Raw genomic sequence first — 18,540 nt, forward strand, 5'->3', positions numbered from 1 at the left:
GGACCGCTGTCGGTGGGCGCACATAGAGTGGGCGGCATGACGGACGACGGGACGACCACCGCCGGTGCGACCGGCACGCTCGGTTACGAGCAGGCGCGCGACGAGCTGATCGAGGTCGTGCGCCGGCTGGAAGCGGGCGGCACCACGCTGGAGGAGTCGCTGGCGCTCTGGGAGCGCGGCGAGGAGCTGGCGAAGGTGTGCCGCCGCTGGCTGGAGGGCGCCCGTGCCCGCCTCGACGCGGCCCTGGCCGGACCGGAGGACGGCACGCCGGCGGAGTGACCGGCGCGCCGCCCGGCTCCGGGACCGCCGCGGTGACCGGTGTGCAGACCGAGTGATCGCCCCACCGGGCGTATGGCGTGGATCACGCCTCGCCCGATTTAGTTGAAAGTTAATCTACCCCTCGGCTACGGTGACTCCGTCGCTCATTCCCGGACGCCCAGAAGGTAGAACGCGTATGTCTCTCGCCCTTGACCCCGCCGCGCAGGCCCTCCTCTTCACCGAGGCCCGCACCGCCAACACCTTCTCCGACGAGCCGGTGACCGACGAGCAGATCCAGGCGATCTACGAGCTGGTCAAGTACGGCCCCACCGCCTTCAACCAGTCGCCGCTGCGCGTCGTCCTGGTCCGCTCCGAGGAGGGCCGCGCCCGCCTCGTCGAGCACATGGCCGAGGGCAACCGCCCGAAGACCTCCACCGCGCCGCTGGTCGCGATCCTCGCCGCGGACAACGAGTTCCACGAGGAGCTCCCGGCGCTCATGCCGCACTTCCCGCAGGCCAAGGACGCGTTCTTCTCCGAGCGCCCGGTCCGCGAGCAGTCGGCCGCCCTGAACGCCGCCCTCCAGGCCGCCTACTTCATCGTCGGCGTCCGCGCCGCCGGCCTGGCCGCCGGCCCGATGACCGGCTTCGACGCCGCGGGCATCGAGAAGGAGTTCCTGGACGCCGACCACAAGCTGCTCATGGTCGTCAACATCGGCAAGCCGGGCGAGGACGCCTGGTTCCCGCGCCTGCCGCGCCTGTCGTACGACGAGGTCGTCACCACCGTCTGACCCGTCCGGTCACAGACGTCGAGAAGCCCGGAACACCTGAGGTGTTCCGGGCTTCTCGACGTCCCGGGGAAGCTCTCGACGTCCTGGGGAGCCGGGGCGAAGCCGCCGGAGGGAAGCGGAAGCCGGGGCAGGGCCCCGGAGGGAAAGAGGGAGGGGCCGGGTTCAGGACGTGGTGAGCGCGGTGGCCATCGCGACCAGCTGCTTCGTGGGGGCGGAGCCGGTGACCACCGTGGTGGCTCCGTCGGCGTCCAGCACCAGGGCGTCGTACTTCGCCCCCTTCCAGTACTGCCACTTCTGGCCCGCGACGGTCTCGGTGCGGCCGGTGTCCTCGGCGTCCTGGCTGACGTCGGGGACGTACTTCTTCGCGGGCGTCGTGGACTGCTCCACCGCGACGTACCTGCCGTCGGGGTCGATGAAGCCCAGGTGCCAACTGCTGCCGTCGGCGCCGTCGTACGAGACGGAGGTCGCCTTCCAGCCGTCGGGAAGCCCGGACGGGGCGGCCACCGGGTAAGGGGCCGCGCGGCGCGCGGTCGCGAGTTCGACGCGGTAGTCGACGGCCTGGACCGGGTCGGCCTTGTCGTCGTGCGGAACGAAGACGTAGATGACGCCGGCCGCGGCGACGATCAACACCAACGACAGGAACATGTCCCGGATTGTCTGCTTGCCTCGCTTGCTTGCCACGGATACATGGTGGCATGCGGCCATCGAGCAACCGCCCGGGACCCCGGCCGGGACCCGCGCGCTCATCCGTGGGGCGCCCTGCTCATTTTATCGGCCTACCGATAGAGTCGAAGCACGCTCATTTCCGGTCGTCGTCGTACAGAAAGGCGTGCTCCGATGCCCGAGCACCATCTGCCGTCCCAGCTGGAAGTCTCTCCGGAGGCCCCCGACCGCAACCTCGCCCTCGAACTGGTCCGGGTCACCGAGGCCGCCGCCATGGCCGCCGGCCGCTGGGTCGGACGCGGCGACAAGATCGGTGCCGACGGGGCCGCGGTGAGGGCCATGCGGACCCTCGTCTCCACGGTCTCCATGAACGGCGTGGTCGTCATCGGCGAAGGGGAGAAGGACGAGGCCCCGATGCTCTTCAACGGCGAACGGGTCGGCGACGGCACCGGCGCCGAGGTCGACATCGCCGTGGACCCGATCGACGGCACCACGCTCAACGCCAAGGGCATGCCCAACGCCATCGCGGTACTGGCCGCCGCCGACCGGGGAGCGATGTTCGACCCGTCCGCCGTCTTCTACATGGACAAGCTGGTGACCGGGCCCGAGGCCGCCGACTTCGTCGACATCGACGCGCCGGTCGCGGTCAACATCCGGCGGGTCGCGAAGGCGAAGCACTCCTCGCCGGAGGACGTCACCGTCGTCGTGCTCGACCGCCCGCGCCACGAGGGCATCGTCAAGGAGATCCGGGACACCGGGGCCCGGATCAAGTTCATCTCGGACGGCGACGTGGCCGGTTCGATCATGGCCGCGCGCGAGGGCACCGGCATCGACCTGCTCATGGGCATCGGCGGCACGCCCGAGGGCATCATCTCGGCCTGCGCCATAAAGTGTCTGGGCGGTGTCATCCAGGGCAAGTTGTGGCCGAAGGACGACGCCGAGCGGCAGAAGGCGCTGGACGCCGGGCACGACCTGGACCGGGTGCTGTCGACGGACGACCTGGTCCGCGGCGACAACGTGTTCTTCGTGGCGACCGGGATCACCGACGGTGAACTCATGCGCGGAGTCCGCTACCGGGCGGAGACCGCCACCACGGAGTCGATCGTGATGCGGTCCAAGTCCGGCACGATCCGCACCATCTCCTCCACGCACCGGCTGTCGAAGCTGCGCGCGTACAGCGCGATCGACTTCGACCGGGCGCAGTAGACCCGCGATCCGGACGAGCGCACCGCGCCGGCGGAACGCGAAGGGGGCCACCGGGCGGGTGGCCCCCTTCGCGTCGTACGCGGGTCAGCCGGCGGCGGCGATCGGCCCCTTGGCGGCCGCGGCCGCCTTGAGCTCCATGTCGCGCCGGCGCCTGCGGGCCAGCACCACCCGCCGCTCGGCGGCGGTGAGACCGCCCCAGACCCCGTACGGCTCCGGCTGCATCAGGGCATGCTCCTGACACTCCACCATGACGGGGCAGCGGGCGCAGACCCGCTTAGCGGCGTCCTCACGGGACAGCCGGGCGGCTGTCGGCTCCTTCGACGGCGCGAAGAAAAGCCCGGCTTCGTCCCGGCGGCACACGGCCTCGGAATGCCAGGGGCCCGCCTGGTCTTCCCGTGCGGGAGCTCGCTGAGCGGGCACAGCGGCGACCTGCAGGGGCTGATGAGGCAGTTGCAGCACGGTCTACTCCTGACGACGGCTTCGCGAGCGAGAGACGATGCAGGATTCTTTACCCGCTGTACGCACAGCTATGCGCTGAGTGGCACCGCCGAACGGGGCGTGCAAGAGGGCTCGGCCCGCACTCTGGCCGAATAGCGCCTCTCGCCCCCGTGACGCGCCGTCGCACCGCCCTCGCGCGGCCCCGCCGCCCACCCGTCGGCCGGTGCGCGCCGGCCGGTCGCTCAGTGGCCGAGGTGCTTGCGCAGCTGGCGCTGGAGGTTCTCGATCAGCTTGCCCCGCTTGGGCTTGGCCTCGACGTTTCCGAAGACGGAGTAGCCGTTGACGACGACGACCGGCGCCTCCGGATCGGCGGACTCGGTGTTCTCCACCTCGAAGTTGGCGAAGATCCCGGTGCCGCTGCCGCGCAGGGTGATGTTCTCCGGAACCTTGACCTCGACATTGCCGAAAATCGACGTCGCGTTGATGACCGTGAGCCGCTGCCCGAACAGCGCCTCGGTCAGGTCGATCTCCACCGTGCCGAAGAGAGCGAACGCGTGGGTGCGCCCGCCGACCCGCCAACGGCCCCTGCGCGTCGCACTACTGAAGACCGCGACGAGCTTCTCCGCGTCGGCGGAGGCGACGCCCGTCTCGTACGCGAAGGGGCTCTCGGCAGCGCGTCCCGGCGCGGGGCTCCCGGCGGCGGGAAGATCGCTCACCAGCGGTTCCAGCTCGCCGACGGTCTTGGCGCGGTAGACGAGTTCGACCCGCTCCGCGTGCTCCTCGGCGGTCAGCCGCCCTTCGGCCACCGCCTCCCGCAGGATGTCCGCGATCCGGTCGCGGTCGGCGTCGGACGCGCGGAGGCCGGAGGGCCCGGAGGACGGGGCGGCGGCCGTGGCCGTCGGCCGCGGGGACTGCTGAGGCTGCTTTTCGAGGTCCACCGGCCCAGCGTACCCAAACGCGATAGATCGCGACTAGATGGTGTTCCGAGAGCGTTCCGCTCCGTGGACGTTCCGCGAGCTTCGAGGAGCGGGCTTCCCGCGTCCCGCCGGGTGAGCCTTACCTCACAGACCCGCCCTCCCTCCCGAGCTCTACCCTGGTGGGTGCGCTGTCCAAGGGAGGTCAGCCGCTGTCGCCGAGTAAGGAATGGCCGAAATGCCAGAGTTTGCGTACTCCGATCTGCTCCCCGTGGGAGAGGACACCACGCCGTACCGGCTGGTGACCTCCGAAGGCGTTTCGACCTTCGAGGCCGACGGCCGTACGTTCCTCAAGGTGGCGCCCGAGGCGCTGCGCACGCTGGCCGCCGAGGCGATGCACGACATCTCCCACTACCTGCGCCCGACCCACCTGGCCCAGCTGCGGCGGATCGTCGACGACCCGGAGGCGTCCTCGAACGACAAGTTCGTGGCGCTGGACCTGCTGAAGAACGCGAACATCGCCGCCGCCGGCGTGCTGCCCATGTGCCAGGACACCGGCACGGCCATCGTCATGGGCAAGCGCGGCCAGAACGTGCTGACCGAGGGCGGTGACGAGGAGGCGCTGTCGCACGGCATCTTCGACGCGTACACCAAGCTCAACCTGCGGTACTCGCAGATGGCTCCGCTCACCATGTGGGAGGAGAAGAACACCGGCTCCAACCTGCCCGCGCAGATCGAGCTGTACGCCACCGACGGCGGCGCGTACAAGTTCCTCTTCATGGCGAAGGGCGGCGGCTCGGCGAACAAGTCGTTCCTCTACCAGGAGACGAAGGCCGTCCTGAACGAGGCCTCCATGATGAAGTTCCTGGAGGAGAAGATCCGTTCGCTGGGCACCGCGGCCTGCCCGCCGTACCACCTGGCGATCGTGGTCGGCGGCACGTCTGCGGAGTTCGCGCTGAAGACGGCCAAGTACGCCTCGGCGCACTACCTCGACGAGCTGCCCGGCGAGGGCTCCCCCACCGGGCACGGCTTCCGGGACGAGGAGCTGGAGGAGAAGGTCTTCGAGCTGACTCAGAAGATCGGGATCGGCGCGCAGTTCGGCGGCAAGTACTTCTGCCACGACGTGCGCGTGGTCCGCCTCCCCCGGCACGGCGCCTCGCTGCCGGTGGCCATCGCCGTCTCCTGCTCCGCCGACCGCCAGGCGACCGCGAAGATCACCGCCGAGGGCGTCTTCCTGGAGCAGCTGGAGACGGACCCGGCGCGCTTCCTGCCGGACACCACGGACGAGCACCTCGACGAGTCCGGCGACGTGGTGCGGATCGACCTCAACCGGCCGATGGACGAGATCCTCGCCGAGCTGACCAAGTACCCGGTCAAGACCCGTCTCTCGCTGACCGGTCCGCTGGTCGTGGCGCGCGACATCGCGCACGCCAAGATCAAGGAGCGGCTGGACGCGGGCGAGGAGATGCCGCAGTACCTCAAGGACCACCCGGTGTACTACGCGGGCCCGGCGAAGACGCCCGAGGGGTACGCCTCCGGATCGTTCGGCCCGACGACGGCCGGCCGGATGGACAGCTACGTCGAGCAGTTCCAGGCGGCGGGCGGCTCCAAGGTGATGCTGGCGAAGGGCAACCGGAGCAAGCAGGTCACCGACGCGTGCGGCGCGCACGGCGGGTTCTACCTGGGCTCCATCGGCGGCCCGGCGGCCCGGCTGGCGCAGGACTGCATCAAGAAGGTCGAGGTCGTCGAGTACGAGGAGCTCGGCATGGAGGCGGTCTGGCGGATCGAGGTCGAGGACTTCCCCGCGTTCGTCGTGGTGGACGACAAGGGCAACGACTTCTTCACCGAGCCCGCCCCGGCACCCACCTTCACCAGCATCCCGGTGCGCGGCCCCGGCCTCGCCTGATCCGTACGGGCCGCGGGCCCGTTCCGTACTCCGTACACGCGGAGGCATTCCGAGGGACGCCCCGTGCCTTTCCGGTGCCGCCGCGAGCCGCCGCAAGCCGCCGTGAGCCACCCGGCGAGACGCCCGCGGGCGAACCGGCGACCGCGCCCGCGCCCGTGAGCGCACCGACGAATTCAAGCCAATTTCGCGAAATGACGCCAGGTGACGGCCGCTCTTCCCGGCGCGGCGGACCGGTGGTGCGCGGGCGACGCCCCCTGCCCCGTGGTGCGGCTCCCCTGAGAGCGCATCCGGCGCACGCGGACAGCGAATTCGGCCCGGCGCCCGGTGCGGTGTGCCCGCGTCCCCCGCCCTCCGCAGCCTGCGCCGCCCGCTTGGCCGGAGGCCCGGCCGGTGCCCGGACCACCGCCCCTTTCCCGCAGCGCGCCCGGGGACGGGCTTGCGCGGCGCCCGGCGTCTGCGGTGGGTTGAGCGCGTCCGGCCCTGATCCGCCGGGCAATCCCACCGCCCGCACGATCCGTACGCGCCCAACTCGCCCGCGTACCGCGAGCGGCGGGGAGAACGCCGACAACCCCCGTGCCCCACCCTCGCGGTCGCACACCACCGGAAAGGCGGACGACGCATGACGCCGGCCCTCCACCGAAGCCACACCGACGACCTGCTGGCCTTCATCGCCGCCAGCCCCTCCCCCTACCACGCGGTGGCGAGCGCCGTGACGCGCCTGGAGAAGGCGGGATTCCGCGAGTTGCGCGGCACGGACGACTGGAGCGGTACGACCGGCGGCTGTTACGTCGCCCGCGCGGGCGCGCTGATCGCCTGGTACGTCCCCGAGGACGCACCCGTGCACACCCCCCTGCGGATCGTCGGCTGTCACACCGACTCGCCGAACCTGCGGGTGAAACCGAACCCCGACACCGGTTCGGCGGGCTGGCGCCAGATCGGCGTCGAGATCTACGGCGGGGTGCCGCTGAACACCTGGCTCGACCGCGACCTGGGCATCAGCGGCCGGCTCACCCTGCGCGGCAGCACCCCCGGCGCCCCGCGCGAGCTGCTGGTACGGATGGACGAGCCGCTGCTGCGCGTCCCGCAACTCGCCATCCACCTCGACCGGAAGGTCAACGAGGGCGCGCTGCTCGACCCGCAGCGCCACCTCGCCCCGGTGTGGTCGCTCGGCACCCCCGAGGAGGGCGCGCTGCTGCGCCGGGTCGCGGCGGCGGCCGGTGCGGACCCGGCGGACGTGCTGGGCTGGGACCTGATGCTGCACGACGTCCAGCCACCCGGATACCTGGGCGTGGAGCGGGAGTTCGTGGTCGCGCCCCGCCTCGACAACCTGGTCTCCGTGCACGCGGGGACCACCGCGCTGGCGGACGCCGCGACCGCCGTCGAGCAGCCCCGGTACATCCCGGTACTGGCGGCCTTCGACCACGAGGAGGTCGGCAGCGCCTCGCAGACCGGGGCGCAGAGCCCGCTGCTGGAGCGGGTGCTGTCGCGCGCGGTGGCGGCGCGCGGCGGCAGCGCGGAGGACTGGGCGCGGGCGCTGGCCGGCTCCTTCTGCGTCTCGGCCGACATGACCCACGCCGTGCACCCCAACTACCAGGAGCGCCACGACCCCGGCCACCACCCGCTGCCGAACGGCGGCCCGACGGTGAAGGTCAACACCAACCAGCGGTACGCCACCGACAGCACGGGGGTCGCGCTGTTCCGCGAGGCGTGCGACCGGGCCGGGGTGCCGTGGCAGTCCTTCGCCGCCAACAACGCGATGCCCTGCGGCACGTCGATCGGCCCGCTGACCGCCGCCCGGCTCGGGGTGACCACGCTCGACGTCGGGGTCCCCGGCCTCTCCATGCACTCGGCGCGCGAGCTGTGCGGGGCGGAGGACCCGGCGTATCTCGCGGCGGCGCTGTCCGCCGTGCTGACGGCGGCCTGAGCGGGCGGGCGCCGGCCCCGCCCGTCGTCCTCCTCGCACCCCGCGTGCCGCGTGCGCGCGGGGTACGGGGGCGGGAGAGGGTGGCTCCGGGGCGGGCGGGACACCGCCCCGGGGGAATAGCCCCGCGACGGCGCGCGCTCAACGGCACAGGAGGTTCGAACAACATGACCGATGCACAGGACCCGGCGGAATTCCGTGTCGAGCACGACTCGATGGGCGAGGTGAGGGTCCCGGCGGACGCCAAGTGGCGCGCGCAGACCCAGCGGGCGGTGGAGAACTTCCCCGTCTCCGGCCAGCGCCTCGAGCGCGCCCACATCGAGGCACTGGCCCGGATCAAGGCGGCGGCCGCCAAGGTCAACGCCGGTCTGGGGGTGCTCGATCCGGAGGTCGCCGAGGCGATCCAGCGGGCCGCCGCCGAGGTGGCGGAGGGCCGGTGGGACGACCACTTCCCGGTCGACGTGTTCCAGACCGGGTCGGGGACCTCGTCCAACATGAACACCAACGAGGTGATCGCCACCCTGGCCTCCGAGCGGCTCGGACGTGACGTGCACCCCAACGACCACGTCAACGCCTCGCAGTCCTCGAACGACGTCTTCCCGTCCTCGATCCACATCGCCGCCACCGCCGCCGTCACCGGAGACCTCGTCCCGGCCCTGGAGCACCTGGCCGCGTCGCTGGAGCGCAAGGCGCGCCAGTTCGCGGAGGTCGTCAAGTCGGGGCGTACCCACCTCATGGACGCGACGCCCGTCACCCTTGGACAGGAGTTCGGTGGGTACGCGGCGCAGATCTCCTACGGCGTTGAGCGCCTGCGCGCCTCCCTGCCCCGGCTCGCCGAACTCCCGCTGGGCGGTACGGCGGTCGGCACCGGGATCAACACTCCGCCCGGGTTCTCCGCGGCAGTGATCGCGGAGATCGCGGGCACGACGGGGCTGCCGCTGACGGAGGCCCGCAACCACTTCGAGGCGCAGGGGGCACGGGACGGGCTCGTGGAGGTTTCGGGCCAGTTGCGTACGGTCGCGGTCTCGCTGACCAAGATCTCCAACGACCTGCGGTGGATGGCCTCCGGGCCGCGCACCGGGCTGGCCGAGATCGCGCTGCCCGACCTCCAGCCGGGGTCCTCGATCATGCCGGGCAAGGTGAACCCGGTGGTCCCCGAGGCGGTGCTGATGGTCGCGGCGCAGGTCATGGGGAACGACGCCACGGTCGCGGTGGCGGGCGCGGCGGGCAACTTCGAGCTGAACGTGATGATGCCGGTCATCGCGAAGAACCTGCTGGAGTCCGTACGGCTGCTCGCCAACGCCGCGCGGCTGCTGGCGGACCGCACGGTGGACGGCATCACCGCCGACACCGCCCGGACCCGCGCCTACGCGGAGTCCTCGCCCTCTGTGGTGACCCCGCTGAACAAGTACCTCGGGTACGAGGAGGCGGCCAAGGTGGCCAAGAAGTCGCTGGCCGACGGCACCACGATCCGCGAGACCGTACTGGCCTCCGGGTACGTGGAGCGGGGCGACCTGACGGTGGAGCAGCTGGACGCGGCGCTGGACGTCCTGCGCATGACCAGGCCGTGAGGCGGCCACCCCGGACGGACCGTCAGCTTTTGCTGACGGCCCGTCCGGGTACGGGCGGCGAGGTGATACGTATCGCAGCGCCCGCGCGGCGGCGTCCGTAAGATCTGTTCATGGAAGGTACGGGAGAGCACACACGCTGGGCACCCGGGGACCACATCCTCTGGCGCTACCGGGACAAGGGCAGCGAGCTCGGGGCCACACACGCTCCGCCGCTGCGCATCTGCCGTCCGGTCACGGTCGTGCAGGACACCGAGGAGCTCCTCGCGGTGTGGATGGCGCCGGGCACCGAGTGCGTACGCCCGGTGCTCGCGAACGGCACCGAGGTGCACACGGAACCGCTGGCCACCCGCTACACGGTGCCGCGCACCACGGACCGGTACACCTGGTGGGGCATGGGTGTGCTGAAGCTCGCGCGGCCGGGTGAGCCCTGGTCGGTCTGGCTCTTCTGGGACCGGGGCTGGGTCTTCCGGAACTGGTACGTCAACTTCGAAGAGCCGCTCACTCGTTGGAGTTCTGGAGTCGATTCCGAGGATCACTTCCTCGACATCTCGGTGAACCCCGACCGGAGCTGGAAGTGGCTCGACGAGGACGAGTTCGCACAGGCCCAGCGGGTCGGCCTGATGGACACCGGTACGGCCGAGCGGGTACGCAGGGCAGGGCTCGCGGCGGTCTCGGTGATCGAGGCGTGGGGGTCCCCGTTCCGGGACGGCTGGGAGCACTGGCGGCCGGATCCGGCCTGGCCCGTCCCGGCGCTGCCGGATGACTGGGACCGCACCCGCGCGCGCACGCCGTCGTGAGACTCTTGAATCACCCGTGGGGGGCGCCCGTAGGATCAGCCTCCCGAGGGCCCGTGCGCGACAACCCGCGTACCGCCCACCGGACCTGACCGCATGTCACAGGCGACACCGCACACGCCGTACCACCCGCCCGGCTCGGCCCGGACGGAACGCACGGTCGCGGAAGCCACTACGAGGGGGTGGAGGCGTGGTGCTCGCACGAGCGGGTGGACACCCCGGCACGGCCGCCGTCGCCACCGGCGCGGTCCGCGCGGCCGGGACCGCGTCACGTGTCCCGGACACCTCGGACGCGGCGGGCACCTCGGGCACCTCGGGCACCTCGGGCACCTCGGGCACCTCGGGCACCTCGGGCACCGAAAACGTTGTCAGTACCCGGTCACGTGTGCGCAAGGTTTCGGCCCCGCGCGCGGCGGTCGCGGGTGAGCGCCGTTGTTCCCACCGCTCTCACCGGGGCAGAGTGTCGCCCCACGAGGTGACTGCCTCATACAACCGGCCCGGACGGACGGAACCCCACGCGTGACGGAGCACCCCACCTCCCACGAAGGCCACCGGCCTCTCGCCGCCCGGCCGCAGGAGCGCACCCGGCCCCGGCAGCAGGACGCCGCGCCGGCCACCGCGACGGCCGCGGCCATCCCGGGACCCGCCGGAGCGCCCAGAGCCCCCGGCACCGCGCCCGCCGCAGCCGGCGCACTCGCCGCGCCGGACCCGCAGGCGGCGTCGCGGCGCGAGGGCGACCGGCTGCGATTCGTCGGCGCGGCCACCCGCCGGATCGCCCGGGGCATCGATCTCGACGAGATCGTGCTCGGCCTCTGCCGGGCCAGCGTGCCGACCTTCTGCGACGAGATCCTGATCTACCTGCGCGATCCACTGCCGGTGGGCGACGAGCGGCCGGTGGAGCCGTTCGTGCTGCGGCTGCGGCGCAGCGACCGGCTGCGGACGGCCGAGGAGGACGTGGACGCGCTCCACGACCCCGAACGGCTCAGACCGCCGGTGATCGACCCGGGTACCGATCTGCTGCCCGTCGCGGATCTCTGCGAGGTCCGCAACGGCGGTGCGCTCGGCGAGGTGCTGCGCGGAGTGCGCCCGGTCTTCGGCGACAACGCGGCGGCCCGGTCGGCCCTGCCGGAGCTGCTCGGCTCCGGGCGGCCCGCGCCCACCGGCCACCGCGCGATCCTGGCCCCGCTGCGCGGCCGGCGGCGGGTCATCGGCTCGGCCGTCTTCCTGCGGACCACCGAGCGCGCCCCCTTCGAGGCGAACGACCTGCTGGTCGCGGCGCAGCTCGCGACGCACACCGCGCTCGGCATCGACAAGGCGGTCCTCTACGGCCGCGAGGCGTACATCGCGGACGAGCTCCAGCGCACCATGCTGCCGGACTCGCTGCCGCAGCCCACCGGGGTGCGGCTCGCCTCCCGCTACCTCCCCGCCGCCGAGACCGCCCGGGTGGGCGGCGACTGGTACGACGCGATCCCGCTGCCGGGCAGCCGGGTCGCGCTGGTCGTCGGCGACGTCATGGGCCACTCGATGACCTCGGCCGCGATCATGGGGCAGCTGCGCACCACCGCGCAGACGCTCGCCGGTCTCGACCTGCCGCCCCAGGAGGTCCTGCACCACCTGGACGAGCAGGCGCAGCGGCTCGGCGAGAACCGCATGGCGACCTGCCTGTACGCGGTGTACGACCCGGTGGCGCACCGCATCACGGTCGCCAACGCGGGTCATCCGCCGCCGGTGCTGCTGCACCTGGGCGGGCGGGCGGAGGTGCTCGACGTGCCGCCGAACGCCCCGATCGGGGTGGGCGGGGTCGATTTCGAGGCGGTGGAGCTGGACGCACCGGCCGGCGGCACGCTGCTGCTGTACACGGACGGCCTGGTGGAGTCGCGGGTGCGGGACGTGTGGACCGGCATCGAGCAGTTGCGGGAGCGGCTGGCCGCGACCGCGCGGCTGACCGGTCCGGACCACTCGCCGCCGCTGGAGGCGCTCTGCGACGACGTGCTCGACATGCTCGGGCCGGGCGACCGGGACGACGACATCGCGCTGCTGGCGGCCCGCTTCGACGGGATCGCGCCGAACGACGTGGCGTACTGGTCCCTGGACCCGGAGGACTCGGCGCCGGGCCGGGCCCGCCGGCTGGCCCGGGGGGCGATGGAGCGCTGGGACATGGACGCCGACCTCTCGGACGAGGTGGAGCTGCTGGTCAGCGAGGTGGTCACCAATGCCGTGCGGTATGCCGAGCGGCCGGTGACGCTGCGGCTGCTGCGGACCGACATCCTGCGCTGCGAGGTCGGCGACGACTCGCCGCAGCTGCCCCGGCAGCGCCGGGCCCGGGAGACGGACGAGAACGGGCGCGGTCTGTTCCTGGTGAACCGGCTGGCCCGGCGGTGGGGGGCGACGCGGCTCTCCTCGGGCAAGGTGGTCTGGTTCGAGATGGCGACCCGGGGACAGTAGAAGGGCGTACGAGGGTGGTAGGCCCTGTCGGGGGCCGGCGCACGTGTTGCCGACCCCGGGGCCGGAGAGTTGACTCGGACCCGAACGTCAGAGCGGCCCGGTGGGTGTCCGGTGGATCAACGCCGGGCACCTCCTGCCCCCACCCCCCACCCCGACGGGAGGACGCTCGTGACCGAGGAGACCCGCAAGCTTCCGTACACCACGAACAACGCCGGGATTCCGGTGGAGAGCGACGAACACTCGCTCACCGTCGGTGCGGACGGCCCGATCCTGCTCCAGGACCACTACCTGATCGAGAAGATGGCCCAGTTCAACCGTGAACGGGTCCCCGAGCGGGTGGTGCACGCCAAGGGATCGGGGGCGTACGGCACCTTCGTCGTGACCAACGACGTGAGCCAGTTCACCAAGGCCGACCTGTTCCAGCCGGGCAGGCGCACCGCCATGCTGGCGCGCTTCTCGACGGTCGCCGGTGAGCAGGGCTCGCCCGACACCTGGCGCGACCCCCGCGGTTTCGCGCTGAAGTTCTACACCGAGCAGGGCAACTACGACATGGTCGGCAACAACACGCCGGTCTTCTTCGTACGGGACCCGATGAAGTTCCAGGACTTCATCCGCTCGCAGAAGCGACGCCCGGACAGCGGGGTGCGCGACCACGACATGCAGTGGGACTTCTGGACGCTCTCCCCGGAGTCCGCCCACCAGGTCACCTGGCTGATGGGCGACCGGGGCATCCCGAAGACGTACCGGAACATGGACGGCTTCAGCTCGCACACCTACATGTGGGTGAACGCGGGCGGGGAGCGGTTCTGGGTGAAGTACCACTTCCAGACCGACCAGGGCATCGACTTCTACACGCAGGCCGATGCCGACGCGATGGCCGGGACCGACGGCGACGTGCACCGCCGGGACCTGTTCGAGGCGATCAAACGCGGCGACCACCCGAGCTGGACGCTGCGGGTCCAGATCATGCCGTTCGAGGACGCGCCGGACTACCGGTTCAACCCGTTCGACCTGACCAAGGTGTGGCCGCACGGCGACTACCCGCTGACCGAGGTCGGCCGGATGACGCTCGACGAGAACCCCGAGGACTTCTTCGTCCACATCGAGCAGGCGTCCTTCGAGCCGTCGAACCTGGTGCCCGGCATCGGCCCGTCGCCGGACAAGATGCTGCTCGGCCGGCTCTTCTCCTACCCGGACACGCACCGCTACCGGATCGGCCCGAACTACGCGCAGCTCCCGCCGAACCGGCCCCGGCACGGTGTGAACTCGTACGCGAAGGACGGCCCGATGCGGTACGAGCCGTCGCGGACGGGAGCGGTGTACGCGCCGAACTCGTACGGCGGTCCGGAGGCGGACACCGCCCGGTTCGGCGACCCCGCCGGGTGGGCGACGGCGGGCGAGATGGTCCACGAGGCGTACAAGCTGCACAGCGAGGACGACGACTGGGGCCAGGCGGGCACGCTGGTGCGCCAGGTCCTGGACGACGCGGCGCGGGACCGGCTGGTCTCGAACATCTCCGGCCATCTGCTGGACGGGGTGAGCGCCCCGGTGCTGGAGCGCGCGCTGCGGTACTGGCGCAACGTCGACAAGGACCTCGGCGACCGGGTCGCCGCGAAGGTCAACGGCGGCTGATCGGCCGCCCGAACGGGTGAGGGCGGTACCGGATCGTCTCCGGTACCGCCCCTAGTCGTGTGCGCGGGCCGCCCCTCGGTCGTGTGCGCGGGTCAGCCGAGCAGGCCGCCGCCGCCCGGGCGCTCCGTCGGCTGAGTGACGCCCCCGCTGTCGTCGCCGCCGTCGCCCGGGTCGTACCCGCCGTCGGAGGGCGTCTCGCTGGGCTCGGTGGGGGTCGACTGGCTCGGGTCCGGCGAGGGGGTCTCCTGGGTCGGCTCCTGCGAGGGCGTCGCCGACGGGGACGGGGTCGTGGCGCTCGGCGTCGGGGTGGGCGACGCGGACGCGGTGGGGCTCGGCGGCGGGGTGTAGGGCACCTCGCCGGCCTCCACGTCCTCCAGGTCGAACTGGGCGTCGGAGCCGCCGTTCAGCGCCCCCAGTGTGTAGTCGGCCCAGATCCGGGCGGGGAAGCCACCACCGTTGGCGCGGCCGGAGTTGGCGGTGCCGGTCAGGCTGACCTGGCCGCCGCCCTCCTTCGGGGACTCGCCGTAGAGCGCGACGACGGTGGTCAGCTCGGGCGTGTAGGCCGCGAACCAGGCCGCCTTGTTGTTCTCGGAGGTACCGGTCTTGCCCGCCGCCTCGTACGCGGTGGTGTTGGCCGCCTGGCCGGAGCCGGAGTCGATGACGCCGGTCATCGCCTTGGTCACGGTGTCGGCCGACTTGCGGCTGATCACCTGCTTGCCGACGCCGTCCACGGCCGCGACCGTGCGGTCGCGGTGCTCGGCCGACTTCACGATGAAGGGCGTGACCTTCCTGCCGTGGTTGTCGAGGGTCGCGTAGGCGCCGGCCATGTCCCACGTCGAGGCGTTCATGGTGCCCAGCGTGATGGCGGGGCGCTCGGGGAAGTTCTCGTCCGGCAGGCCGAGGCTCAGCGCGGTCTTCTTCACCTTGGCGGGGTTCACGTCGACGACCATCTGCGCGAAGACGGAGTTGACCGAGGCGTTCAACGCCTTCTGCACACTGATGTCGCCGTAGTCCTGGTCGTCCTCGTTCTGCGGGGCGAACGGGGTGTCGCTGCCGACGACGGGGCGCTTGCTGGTGCCGTCGTACGTCGTGTTCAGGCCGATCAGGTCGCCGTCCTGGGTGGTGGACTCGTTCTCCAGGGCGGAGGCGAGCACCAGCGGCTTGAAGGTGGAGGCGGGCTGGTAGTCCCTGCGGGTGGCGTTGGAGACGTAGTGGTCGGGGAGGCCGACTCCGCCGTAGAGGGCGACGACCCCGCCGGTCTTCGGGTCGACCGAGGTGGCGCCCGCCTGGACGGTGGCGTCGACCTTGTTGCCCTTCCGGTCCAGCTTCGACTCCAGCTGGTCGTCGACCGACTTCTCCAGCTGCTTCTGACGCTTCTTGTCGATGTTGAGGGTGATGGTCCAGCCGCCGGCCTCGAGCTGCTCGTCGGTGACACCCTGCTTCTTGAGCTCGGCCTTGGCCGCCTCGACCAGGTAGTAGTTCTGGCCCTCCATGCCGGGCGCGGCCTTGGGCGTCTTCGGGACGGGGAACTTCAGGCCCTGGCGGTCGGCGCCGCTGAGCCAGCCCTTCTCGACCATGTTGTCCAGGGTGTAGGCCCAGCGCGCCTTGACCAGGCGCTTTCCGGTCGGGGTCGCGGTGGCCCAGTCGTACTGGCTGGGGGCCTGGAGCAGCGAGGCGAGGTAGGCGCCCTGGGAGACGTCGAGCTTGGAGGCGTCCACGCCGTAGTACGCCTGTGCGGCGGCCTGGATGCCGCTGGCGCCGCGGCCGTAGTAGGCGGTGTTGATGTACCCGGCGAGGATGTCGTCCTTGCTCATCTTCTGGTCGACCTTGAGCGAGATCACCAGCTCCTTGAGCTTGCGGGAGACCGTCGCGTCCTGCGTGAGGTAGTAGTTCTTCACGTACTGCTGGGTGATGGTCGAGCCACCCTGCTTGCCCTTGCCGGAGACGGTGCTGAGCAGGGCACGGGTGGTGCCCTTCAGGTCGACGCCCTTGTCCTGGTAGAAGGACTTGTTCTCGGCCGCGACGAAGGTGTGCTGCACCGCCTTCGGGACCTGCGCGAGGTCGACGATCTCCCGGTTGACGTCGCCCGTGCGGGCGAGCACGGTGCCGTCGCTGTACTTGTAGACGTTGCTCTGCTTCTGCGCCTGGGCGTTCGCCTCGGGCACCGGTACGTACAGGTACAGCACCACGAAGGCGCCCATCACCAGCAGGCAGAGACCGAAGAACGTGCCCAGCATCCGCTTCCAGGTGAAGAGCCCGCGTATGCCGCCCCTCTTGCCGGCCCGCGCCTCGCGGCTGCGGGCACGACGCTCATCCGCTCGCCCCATCGCTGTGTCGCTCCTGTTTCTCGGTCGGTCGGTCCCCCGCGGCTCCGTCGGTCCGGCCGGCCCTGCCGTCCGTACCGTCGTGAGCCCTGCCGTCAGTTCTGCCGTCAGCTCTGCCCAGCCAAGACAGCTAACACTGTCGGGACGGACAAAAAGCAAGCGATCCGGCCTTTTCCGGACGTGAGAATCAGCACCCGCTTCTCCAGGAACCGACTCCCCGGAGGGCTCCACGGTTGCGAAAACCGTTAATGTGATATCACTTTGAGAGCAGTGAACTTCCCCGCGTCCGCGGGGGGACAGACGAATCGGGGGACCCCGTGTCCGAACAGCACAACGACCGCCAGCCCGCCCCGTCCACACCGACGCCCAGCACCGGGCTGCCCGTCGACGCGCCGCAGATGCCGGCCTCGCAGGTCCGGGAGGTGACCGCCCACTCCATCCCGGGCGGCCTCGGCCTGCTGCTCACCGTCGTCGGCGTCCTCGTCGGGGTCGGCGTGATCGTCGTCGGCGGGGTCCTCGGCTCGGGCGGCAGCGACGGCCTCGGTGCGGCCCTGGTGATCGTCGGCATCCTGGTCGTCATCGCGTCCTTCTTCTGCATGAGCGGGGTGAAGATGGTCGCGCCCGGCGAGGCCCGGGTCGTCCAGCTCTTCGGCCGGTACGTCGGCACCATCCGGACCGACGGACTGCGCTGGGTCAATCCGCTCACCAGCAGCCGGAAGATCTCCACCCGGGTCCGCAACCACGAGACCGCGGTGCTCAAGGTCAACGACGCCTACGGCAACCCCATCGAGCTCGCCGCGATCGTCGTCTGGAAGGTCGAGGACACCGCGCAGGCCCTCTTCGAGGTGGACGACTTCCTGGAGTTCGTCGCCACCCAGACCGAGGCGGCCGTCCGGCACATCGCCATCGAGTACCCGTACGACGCCCACGAGGAGGGCGGCCTCTCCCTGCGCGGCAACGCCGAGGAGATCACCGAGAAGCTGGCCGTCGAGCTGATGGCCCGGGTGCAGGCGGCCGGGGTCCAGATCATCGAATCGCGCTTCAGCCACCTCGCGTACGCCCCCGAGATCGCCTCGGCGATGCTCCAGCGGCAGCAGGCCGGGGCGGTCGTGGCGGCCCGGCAGCAGATCGTGGAGGGTGCGGTGGGCATGGTCGAGATGGCACTCACCCGGATCGCCGAGCAGGACATCGTGGAGCTGGACTCGGAGCGCAAGGCGGCCATGGTCAGCAACCTGATGGTGGTCCTCTGCGGGGATCGCGCCGCGCAGCCGGTCCTGAACACGGGCACGCTCTACCAGTGACCGACGAAACCCCCGGGCGCGGGCCGCGGCAGCGCAAGCAGATGCTGCTGCGGCTCGACCCCGCCGTGCACGACGCGCTGGCGCGCTGGGCCTCCGACGAACTGCGCAGCGCCAACGCGCAGATCGAGTTCCTGCTGCGCCGGGCGCTGGCGGAGGCGGGCCGGCTGCCCGGCACGACGACGCCCATCGCCCGCCGGGGCCGTCCCCCGAAGGCGCCCGGCACGGAGCCGGGGGCGGGCGCACCGGACTGAGGGCGGTGCGCCCACCCGTGGTGCGCCCACCCCCGGTGAGCCCACCCGTGGTGCGCCCACCCCGGTGCGCCCACCCCCGGCACTCTCGACTTCCGGCCAGCTATACACGGTAGGTATACATGCCGTGTA

General features: G+C 71.5%; 15 protein-coding genes. 11 read left to right on the forward strand and 4 right to left on the reverse strand.

Annotation, left to right across the window (positions count from 1 at the left end):
- Positions 1-36: 36 nt before the first annotated feature.
- Together ACWCSV_RS27165 and ACWCSV_RS27170 are read left to right on the forward strand one after the other, a co-directional pair.
- Positions 37-279, forward strand: coding sequence for an exodeoxyribonuclease VII small subunit (locus ACWCSV_RS27165; RefSeq protein ID WP_451146526.1), 243 nt, complete (start codon positions 37-39; stop codon positions 277-279).
- 175 nt (positions 280-454) lie between these two features.
- Complete coding sequence (locus ACWCSV_RS27170) at positions 455-1,045, forward strand: malonic semialdehyde reductase (protein WP_451146528.1); 591 nt, start codon at positions 455-457, stop codon at positions 1,043-1,045.
- A gap of 162 nt (positions 1,046-1,207) precedes the next feature.
- On the opposite strand, the gene ACWCSV_RS27175 is transcribed toward ACWCSV_RS27170, so the two are convergent.
- On the reverse strand, positions 1,208-1,726 hold the full coding sequence (locus ACWCSV_RS27175) for a DUF4245 domain-containing protein (RefSeq protein ID WP_451146530.1): 519 nt from the start codon (positions 1,724-1,726) through the stop codon (positions 1,208-1,210).
- 156 nt (positions 1,727-1,882) lie between these two features.
- On the opposite strand from ACWCSV_RS27175, the gene glpX reads away from it, so the two are divergent.
- Complete coding sequence (gene glpX, locus ACWCSV_RS27180; RefSeq protein ID WP_451146532.1) at positions 1,883-2,914, forward strand: class II fructose-bisphosphatase; 1,032 nt, start codon at positions 1,883-1,885, stop codon at positions 2,912-2,914.
- Positions 2,915-2,998: 84 nt separating this feature from the next.
- Here the strand turns inward: glpX and ACWCSV_RS27185 are convergent, their stop codons facing one another.
- Both ACWCSV_RS27185 and ACWCSV_RS27190 read right to left on the reverse strand, forming a co-directional pair.
- Complete coding sequence (locus tag ACWCSV_RS27185; protein ID WP_451146534.1) at positions 2,999-3,373, reverse strand: WhiB family transcriptional regulator; 375 nt, start codon at positions 3,371-3,373, stop codon at positions 2,999-3,001.
- Positions 3,374-3,594: 221 nt separating this feature from the next.
- A complete protein-coding gene (locus tag ACWCSV_RS27190; protein WP_451146536.1) occupies positions 3,595-4,290 on the reverse strand; it encodes a DUF1707 SHOCT-like domain-containing protein in 696 nt (231 codons plus the stop codon).
- Positions 4,291-4,495: 205 nt separating this feature from the next.
- Here ACWCSV_RS27190 and ACWCSV_RS27195 point away from each other — a divergent pair, with 205 nt between their 5' ends.
- The 6 genes from ACWCSV_RS27195 to ACWCSV_RS27220 all read left to right on the forward strand — a co-directional run bounded on the left by ACWCSV_RS27195 (position 4,496) and on the right by ACWCSV_RS27220 (position 14,535).
- A complete protein-coding gene (locus tag ACWCSV_RS27195; protein ID WP_451146538.1) occupies positions 4,496-6,172 on the forward strand; it encodes a fumarate hydratase in 1,677 nt (558 codons plus the stop codon).
- A gap of 619 nt (positions 6,173-6,791) precedes the next feature.
- Positions 6,792-8,096, forward strand: coding sequence for a M18 family aminopeptidase (locus tag ACWCSV_RS27200; protein ID WP_451146540.1), 1,305 nt, complete (start codon positions 6,792-6,794; stop codon positions 8,094-8,096).
- Positions 8,097-8,260: 164 nt separating this feature from the next.
- Positions 8,261-9,664, forward strand: coding sequence for a class II fumarate hydratase (locus tag ACWCSV_RS27205; protein ID WP_451146542.1), 1,404 nt, complete (start codon positions 8,261-8,263; stop codon positions 9,662-9,664).
- 110 nt (positions 9,665-9,774) lie between these two features.
- Positions 9,775-10,461, forward strand: a complete 687-nt coding sequence (gene fomD, locus ACWCSV_RS27210) for a cytidylyl-2-hydroxypropylphosphonate hydrolase (RefSeq protein WP_451146544.1) — start codon at positions 9,775-9,777, stop codon at positions 10,459-10,461.
- Between the two features lie 516 nt (positions 10,462-10,977).
- Complete coding sequence (locus ACWCSV_RS27215; protein WP_451146546.1) at positions 10,978-12,903, forward strand: ATP-binding SpoIIE family protein phosphatase; 1,926 nt, start codon at positions 10,978-10,980, stop codon at positions 12,901-12,903.
- Positions 12,904-13,071: 168 nt separating this feature from the next.
- Entirely contained in the window at positions 13,072-14,535 is a 1,464-nt protein-coding gene (locus tag ACWCSV_RS27220) for a catalase (RefSeq protein WP_451146548.1), read from the forward strand.
- 92 nt (positions 14,536-14,627) lie between these two features.
- Here the strand turns inward: ACWCSV_RS27220 and ACWCSV_RS27225 are convergent, their stop codons facing one another.
- On the reverse strand, positions 14,628-16,862 hold the full coding sequence (locus ACWCSV_RS27225; protein WP_451146550.1) for a transglycosylase domain-containing protein: 2,235 nt from the start codon (positions 16,860-16,862) through the stop codon (positions 14,628-14,630).
- Positions 16,863-17,176: 314 nt separating this feature from the next.
- On the opposite strand from ACWCSV_RS27225, the gene ACWCSV_RS27230 reads away from it, so the two are divergent.
- Both ACWCSV_RS27230 and ACWCSV_RS27235 read left to right on the forward strand, forming a co-directional pair.
- Positions 17,177-18,160: an SPFH domain-containing protein gene (locus ACWCSV_RS27230; RefSeq protein ID WP_451146552.1), complete on the forward strand. Its 984-nt coding sequence runs from the start codon at positions 17,177-17,179 to the stop codon at positions 18,158-18,160.
- Positions 18,157-18,411: a hypothetical protein gene (locus tag ACWCSV_RS27235; RefSeq protein ID WP_451146554.1), complete on the forward strand. Its 255-nt coding sequence runs from the start codon at positions 18,157-18,159 to the stop codon at positions 18,409-18,411. Before ACWCSV_RS27230 ends, ACWCSV_RS27235 begins: the two co-directional genes overlap by 4 nt.
- Positions 18,412-18,540: the final 129 nt, after the last annotated feature.

Source organism: Streptomyces sp. NPDC001770 (genome assembly GCF_053596135.1).

What these genes read in the sequence shown, in the direction of transcription:
- ACWCSV_RS27165 (WP_451146526.1), top strand. Translation starts at nt 37, where the DNA reads ATGACGGACGACGGGACGACCACCGCCGGTGCGACCGGCACGCTCGGT.
- ACWCSV_RS27170 (WP_451146528.1), top strand. Translation starts at nt 455, where the DNA reads ATGTCTCTCGCCCTTGACCCCGCCGCGCAGGCCCTCCTCTTCACCGAG.
- glpX (WP_451146532.1), top strand. Translation starts at nt 1,883, where the DNA reads ATGCCCGAGCACCATCTGCCGTCCCAGCTGGAAGTCTCTCCGGAGGCC.
- ACWCSV_RS27195 (WP_451146538.1), top strand. Translation starts at nt 4,496, where the DNA reads ATGGCCGAAATGCCAGAGTTTGCGTACTCCGATCTGCTCCCCGTGGGA.
- ACWCSV_RS27200 (WP_451146540.1), top strand. Translation starts at nt 6,792, where the DNA reads ATGACGCCGGCCCTCCACCGAAGCCACACCGACGACCTGCTGGCCTTC.
- ACWCSV_RS27205 (WP_451146542.1), top strand. Translation starts at nt 8,261, where the DNA reads ATGACCGATGCACAGGACCCGGCGGAATTCCGTGTCGAGCACGACTCG.
- fomD (WP_451146544.1), top strand. Translation starts at nt 9,775, where the DNA reads ATGGAAGGTACGGGAGAGCACACACGCTGGGCACCCGGGGACCACATC.
- ACWCSV_RS27225 (WP_451146550.1), bottom strand. Translation starts at nt 16,862, where the DNA reads ATGGGGCGAGCGGATGAGCGTCGTGCCCGCAGCCGCGAGGCGCGGGCC.